Raw genomic sequence first — 1,127 nt, 5'->3', positions numbered from 1 at the left:
GCTGGCTGGTTCTCTTCATGCACGGTATTCGATACAAACACTGAAGACAGACGGTCAAAGGTTAGCTTGCCATCCGGTTTTGGATAGTTTGGTTTGAAGCTTTCAGCTGCCTGGGTTTTTAGCGCAGCATGGTCTTGAACCAGATCATGCAAGGTAAAAGGCACTTTAAATACGTTCTGGTCGATGAAGTTAAAGGCACCCCCGATCCATTGACCGAACTTGTGCATTGCCGGACCAAAGTTACGCGAGTTATAGAGTTCTTCTTTTAGCCAGCTGTTGTTAAACTTGTCGGTATATGCGGTGAGTTCTTTCACAAAGAAATCTTCACCCTCTACAACACGTGCCACCGCCAGATCACCGCCTTTTTCTACACCGGCCGCAATCGCCTCAAATACCGCTTCACCGCAGAGCATGCCGGATTTCATCGCAGTATGTGAACCCTTGATCTTGGCAAAGTTCAGGAAGCCGGCATCATCACCAATCAAAGAACCACCCGGGAAGGTGAATTTTGGTAATGAGTTAAAACCACCTTTGGTCACAGCACGCGCACCATAAGAAATACGCTTACCACCTTCCAGATACTGCTTGATCAATGGATGGGTTTTCCAGCGCTGCATTTCCATGAAGGGATACATATGCGGGTTGGTGTAAGACAGATCTACGATCATGCCCAGAGTCACCTGGTTATTCTCAGCATGGTATAACCACCAGCCACCTGAAGAACCAGTTTCATTTAGTGGCCAGCCGGCACCGTGCATCACCAGACCCGGTTTATGCTTGGCAGGATCGATTTCCCAAAGCTCTTTAATGCCGATACCGTAGTGTTGCGGATCAGCGTCCTTGTCCAGGTTGAACTTCTGGATCAGACGTTTACCTAAGTGACCACGACAGCCTTCAGCGAAAATTGTGTATTTGGCATGCAGTTCATAACCCGGGGTAAAGTTATGCGTTGGTTCGCCATCTTTACCAATACCCATATCACCGGTTTGGATGCCTTTGACTGTACCATCGGCATGATACAGAATTTCAGACGCGGCAAAGCCCGGAAAGATCGACACTTCCAGTTCTTCCGCTTTCTGGCCTAACCAGCGCACTACATTGCCCAGTGAAATGACATAGTTGCCATC

1 protein-coding gene is annotated in these 1,127 nt (G+C 48.3%); it reads right to left on the bottom strand.

The genetic code is table 11. The annotated features are described in order from the left end of the window. On the bottom strand, positions 1-1,127 hold a 1,127-nt coding region (locus AC1IR0_RS15600), incomplete at both ends, for an NAD(P)/FAD-dependent oxidoreductase (protein WP_479741564.1).

Source organism: Acinetobacter sp. 129952 (assembly GCF_056642055.1).
Note: the sequence above shows the minus strand (reverse complement) of the source record. Positions and strands in the feature narration are given on the sequence as shown.